Here is a 6,294-nt window from a genome sequence, read left to right as displayed (position 1 = left end):
CTCGCATCACGAGACGGCAGCGTTGCCCGGGGGTGATGAATCGCTTCGATCGCCCCAAATCCATCGGCTCACTATTCATGCCGAGAACGGCGGGAATTACCTTGCAGTCACACGCCAACATCCGTGCTTCCGCCGCCGTGATGACGCCACCGAAGTCGAGCATCGCCGTCCCGATCCCGGACTTCAGCGTCTCGAAGTCCACGGTGACCGCCACATGGACACGGTCACCGCCGTGGGTGGGGATCTCGTCCACCGTCATGGCGAGGCGGACGAGGTCGACGAGGGCGTCGGCGTGGCGTTCCCATTGGCTGCGGGGGTCGCGGCCTTCCTCTTTCGTCGAGTGCGGTTTCGCCAGTGGGTCGAGGGCTGCGCGGAGTTGGGCGTAGGCGAGGTTGTCGAGCTTGCCCTTGAGTGTGGCGGAGCCGTCGCGGTGTTCCTGGAACGCCAGTTCCCGCTTCGGTCGCTCCGGCGGATCTTTCGGCTCCGGCCCGTCGGGGTCGAGGGTGTCGAGGATCCGGTCGCCGGCTTTTTTCACCTCAACCGGGGACGCGGCACGGGCCACACCGATGAGGATCTTCTCCGCCGCCACCCGATCCTCCTCCGACACCGTCGCGGGCATGGCCGTCATCGTTTTCACGATCACGTCCACATGCGCGGGGGTGAGGGCACCGGCCAGTGCGGCGAGCCCGGTCATCCCCGTCGTATGCATCAGCCACTGCACCGCGGAGTTGTACTGGTGAGTCGCCTTGATGCCGTCGGTCTCGGTCTTGGTGACCACGAGCCCCAGCAGCGCGGTGTACCGGTTCATCTCCCGGGTGATCACCCGGGCGTACTCGACCAGCGTCGCCGGATCGGCACGCCGGATATCGGCGGGATCGGGGAGGGTGATCGTTACGCTAGGCACTCCTTTATTCTACCTCTATTCGAACGTACATTCGGAACACGTTCAGGTGATACGCATTATCGCGGAAGGTAGTCATCGATTATTCACAAAGTCTGCCACCGCAACGAAATCCGCCCGCTCGCATCCTGCAACAGCTTGTCGCGTCACTCACGCATACGCCAGACGAAGGAGGACAGTCGCTTACCGTGATTGGCAGGTGCCGACACGCCGACGATCCTGGATGCGTGACGTGGCAAGGGTTTCGTGGCGAGCTAGTCCAGCGCTGGTCAGGTTGGATGAGCTGTCGCATGAGGAACTTCCAGCGCGGGCTCGCGCGAGGAGCCAGGCCCAGAACTCTCGGATTTCGCCTCTGCGGGTCGTGGCTCGTCGCAACTCGCCGCCGACTTGCGAAACGGACATCCATCGCGACACGGCAAACTCGTGTGCACAGATCGCAAACACAGGTCGCCGTCGAGTTGCGGTCACCGGCCTCGCACTTTTGCGCTTTTGTGCGGTCTCTTAGTTTCTAAGAGACCGCAACTCGCCGTCGAGTTGCGATAGCACCGTCAGGGTTTCTTCGCGCTCGCCTTGGCGTCGAAGCCGGTGCCTGGGCGGGCCGGGGGATGGTTCGTGTAGTAGCCGCCGTGCTGGATGTCTCCGGCCGGTGGCTTGTAGCCCGGCCTAGGTCCGTGCATCGTCTGGAAACCGTCGTAGTGGTCGGAGTAATGCACCGAGCCGTCGCTGCCGAAGACCAGCCGACCCCCTTGAGCCCCCGATTCCGGAGTCCGGTCGGGCCTCGGTACTTGACCGCCTGGCGGTTCGTTGAACTTCGGAATCGGGTGCACGTCGTATTCGTGATAGTCCACGCCGGTCGGGAGTTGGGGTTTCCCGCCGGGGGTAGCGGGGTGGTTGGCGTAGGTCTTGCCGCCGTAAGTCGAACCGTCCGGGGCTCCTGGCTTGGGCTCGGTGCCCTGCCATTTGTACGGCTTCAGGTCGCCGGTGGTCTCGGTGCCGTTGTGCTGGTGGTCCTTGATCCACTGTGCGGACTTCCAGGCTTCGTCAGGGATGCCCTGCGGCCTTGAGCCGCCGGGCTCTCCACCACCACCGGGCTTCCCGCCTCCCTTGCCGCCACCCTTCTTACCGCCGCCCTTACTCCCACCGTGCGCGCCCGCGCCCACGGACGAGTCGCCACCACCGTGGCCGCGGGTGGCGGGCTTGTCGCCGCCGGACTTCTTGTCACAGGCAAGGCCGAGCGGATCGGTGTCGGCCAGCGGGTCGGGTACATACGCCGCCGGGTTCGCGGCCGGGCCGAGGCCTTGCGGATCCTGGCTCAGGTAGCGGCCGAGGCCGGGGTCGTAGAACCGGAAGACGTTGTAGTGCAGGCCGGTCTCGGCGTCGGCGTACTGCCCGGGGAACCGCAGCGGGGTCGTCGCCCGCGCACCCGGCCTGGCCACCACTCGGCCCCACACACTGGACAACGCCGACCAGGCCACCCGGCCCGCCGGGTCGAGCAGTTCGGTGGGGGTGCCGATCTGGTCGGTCACGACCGTGTGCACCGCGACGTGCTCAGGCCGGTCCGTCGCACCGAACCGGTCCGCCTGCAGCAGCGGGGCACCGGTTGAGGGATGGCGGTCCCACGTCGTGATGTGCCTGGTCCCGGCCGGATCGACGCGCACCTGCTCGGCGAGGCTCAGTCCGTCCCAGAAGAAGTCCGTCCGCTCGGCCGGCTCCTCCCGGCCTGCCGGCCGCCGGACCTTCGAGATCCGCCTGCCCAGCGGGTCGTAGCCGTAGTGCCACCGGGAACCGTCCGGAACGTCGACGGCGACCAGCCGGTCGCGGCTGTCCCAGCCGTACTGCCACACCAGCAGCGCCCCGGTGTCCGTGACGACTTGCCGCCGCACCTGCCGACCCTGCCGGTCGTGCTGGTAGCGCACCGATCCGGCGGCCACCACGGTGTTCGCGGTGTAGGCGCGAGGACCGTTCTCCGGGTTGGCCGCCCACAATCCCGTGGCGTGGGCGGCGACAACGTTGCCCAGCGGGTCGTAGTCGAACCGCTCGGAGCCGGTGGCTGAGCCCGCTTCGACGATCCGGCCTGCCGGGTCCCTGCGGTAGGTCGTCGCCACCTGAAGCGGGTTCGTCCGATCGGTGAGTTTGCCGTCCGGCGCGTAGCGCACCGAGTACCCGGCGCCGTCGGAAAACGACTGCCTGTCCAGACGGCGTCCGGCCCCATAGCCGTGCGAGAGCACCATGAACCCGTTGATACTGCGTTCGGTCTCCAGGCCGTCCGGATCACAGCGCAGCACGACCTGGCACCCGGAACCGGTTACCGTGGCGGGGTTTCCGGCGCTGTCGTAGGTCCAGTCCGTGTCCACACCGGACGGTGTGCGGCGGTGCACGACCCGCCCTGACTCGTCGCGGTGGTAGCTCGTGGTGTGTCCGTTGACAACTTCGGCCAGCAGTGTGCCGTCGTCGTCGCGGACAAGGACCAGCTCGCAGCCGGGTTCGGTGGCTCCGATCAGCCGGCCGAGCGGATCGTAGCGATAGCTGGTGACATCGCCACCGCAGTCGCGGCTGATCAGCTGCCCGAGCTGGTCGTAGCGGTACTCGGTGACCTGACCCGCACCGTTGACCGTACGCACCAGGTTTCCGGCCGAGTCGTGGGTGTAGGTGAGGGTCCTGCCGTCGTAATCGGTCTCCGAGACGACACGGCCGGCGGGATCGTACTCATAGCGCCAATCCAGGCCCAGTGGCGTGGTGACGCGGATCAGCCGCAACTCGGTGTCGAACTCGCGCGTGGTCACCGCGCCATCGGCCGCCGTCTCGGCGACCGGCATGCCGAACACCCCGACCTGGGTCCGCCGCCAGCGGCCCGCGGGCGTGAGTTCGCCCGTCTCGCTGCCCTCGGCATCCTGCGTCCAACGCCAGGTCGCGCCCGACGGCTCATGTCGCGCCAGGCGCTGTCCCTCGACTGTCCAGGAGAAACCGGTCCGGCTGCCTGCCGCGTCGACGACGTGCGCCGTCCGGCCGAAGATGTCCCGTTCCCCCGACGACGCGGTCGCGGCAGCGGCCTGAGTGTCCGCCGTCGACAGGTCCTCGTAGTGTACCGCGCCGGCGACCCCGATCGGGTCGACCAGTGGATCCGGCATCGCGTCCGCCGAATAGGTGCGTCGGTAGCTGCGTTCCCCGTCGCGCACCTCCGTGACGACAGTGCCGTCGTCCTCGCGGAGCAGGGTCACCCGGCTGCCGTCGGCGCGCAGCACGGCGACGCAAAGGCCGTCCCGGTCGTAGGCGAACGAGGTTGTCGCACCCAGCGGATCGGTGCGGTTCAGCAGCAAGCCGTCGGAATTCGAGGAGAGCAAGGTGGTGTGGCCCAGCGGGTCGGTCCGCTCGATCAGGTTGCCGTGTTCGTCGAACCGATACCGTGCGGTGTTGGCGAGCGAGTCGGTGAAATGGGTGAGGCGCTCCTCGTAGACGAGGGTGCCGTTGAGGAAGCCGCCTTCGCCGATCGTGCGGACGCACCGGCCCGAGCCGTCGTAGACGTAGTGGTACTGGGCGCCGGTTCGGTCCTGCCAGCCGGTCATCCGGCCCGCGGCGTCGTAGGCGAACGTCTTGGGGACGCCGGACGAGTTCGTCACCCCGGTCAGTCGTCCCGCCTCGTCGAAGCTGTAGGCCGCCACCAGTACACCTTGACCGCCGTCGGCGAGCCGGACGGCGCGGACCCTGCCCTCGGCGGTGTCGACGAGCAGCACGGGGCCGGTCGAGTGCCGCAGCCGCAGCGGAGTGCCCTGGTCGTCGCGGTCCACGATGACCGATTCGCCCTCCGCATGTTCCACTACGGACAGTCCGAAGTGGTCCGAGGTCGTCCGGGTGAACGTGCTGATGGTGCGACGTCGGGGGTTCCGCACGGAGAATCCGCCGCTCGCGAGGAGGGTGAGCTCGTGCATCGGCCCGACGACGGGACGGACGGGAACGCCCGGCTCCGGCATGGAATAGTGCAGCATCGCGCCGTCCGCGGTGAAATACCGTACCCGGCCGTCGTGTACTTCGACACGCTCGTCCACTGTGGACGCCCAGTTCGCGCCGAACCAGCCGCCATGGCTGTAGGACGACAGATACGTGCGCTCCAGCACCGACGCCAGCACGGTCGGCAGCCGGAGGTCCACTTCGGTGAGTAGCACGTCGCCGGTCGCGACATCCACCGGGTCCGTCACGCACTCCTTGGTGTCCGGGGACTTCGCGTCCGCCGCGCTCGGCGTGTCACCGGAGGTGTCGCCGGGCTTGTGCGCGGACTTGTCGCCGGATCCGTTGCCTTCGTGGTTGGTCGCGGAGGATCCGGTCGACTCATCCCCGTTGCCACCGTGCTCGGCCGATGACGTGGTCGAACCGGGATCCTTCGACGACGGCGGTGGCTGAGGCTTGTCACCACTGTGATCGCCCGAGAGCGAGGTCGAATCGCTCTTGCCGTTCGGCGGATCCATCGGCTTGGGCCCCGACGACACATCGCCGTGCTTCGCCTTCGGGACACCCTCACCAGGCTTGATCTTCTTCAATGCCGACGCCGCGTCCCCGAACAGCTTGTCCGCGTTCTTCATCAGCGGCATCAACGCCTTGAGCGCCTTCACCAGCCCTTTGGTCACCTTCGCGATCTCCGAAGCCGTCTTCGCGACCGCCGCGATCACCTCCGGCACCACCCACGCCAGGCCGATCCCGAGGGTGAACAGCACCTGCAACGCCCAGCTGATCAGGTGCCCGACCAGTTGGGCGATCGTGTCGCGCACCAGCGTGCGCACGGCGGCGACCACCTCGCCGGCGGTCTTCACCCCGCTCGACGCGCCCTCGCAGCCCTTCGAGGCGGCCTGCAGCAACGCGACCGTGTCCGTCGATCGCTGCCGGTAGGCGTCCCCGGCATCCCCCATCCAGGACGCGGTATCCGCGGCGACCATGGACTTCAGATCATCACCGACCCCGCTCAGCTCGGTCGCGATGTTCTTCCAAGTCTCGGAATTCGCCGAGATCTGGTCGGCATCGCCGGTCAGCGCGTTCAACGCCTCTTTCAGTGGCCCGACGTGCTCCAGCAGCCAGCCGACACCGGCGGCGAGGATCGCGCCGAACGGGTCCATCACAGCGGATAGCGCATCGAGCGCGGTGCCTACCGCGCCCATCGCGATCGACGCCCAGTCGCCGCTCTCGATGCCCTGTTTCAGACTCTCCGCCGACTCCACCAGCGAGATGCCGGAGTAGCCCTTCGTCGAGTCCTGCACCGGCGCGACCAACGGGTTACCCACTATGAAACCGTCCTTAACGAACAGAGCGGTGCCGCAAAGCCCGCCGAACCGTCATCCTTGAATCACATCTTGGAGGTCCAGACCTCCAGGTGCGGTTCTCCAGCTGAGTATTCAAGGCACGCTATC

General features: G+C 67.5%; 2 protein-coding genes. Both read right to left on the bottom strand.

Features of this window, described 5'->3' with window-relative positions; translation table 11 throughout:
* Positions 1 to 904 (bottom strand): DUF222 domain-containing protein (locus JWQ81_RS02605; RefSeq protein ID WP_297537128.1); only part of this gene is annotated, 904 nt, incomplete at its 3' end.
* Between the two features lie 545 nt (positions 905 to 1,449).
* Positions 1,450 to 6,168 carry a DUF6531 domain-containing protein gene (locus tag JWQ81_RS02600; RefSeq protein WP_297537127.1) on the bottom strand — a complete coding sequence of 1,573 codons (4,719 nt, stop codon included), beginning with the start codon at positions 6,166 to 6,168 and terminating at the stop codon, positions 1,450 to 1,452.
* Positions 6,169 to 6,294: the final 126 nt, after the last annotated feature.

Origin of the sequence: Amycolatopsis sp. (genome assembly GCF_025464955.1) — a bacterium.
Classification (GTDB): domain Bacteria; phylum Actinomycetota; class Actinomycetes; order Mycobacteriales; family Pseudonocardiaceae; genus Amycolatopsis.
This window is presented reverse-complemented; position numbering and strand designations above follow the sequence as displayed.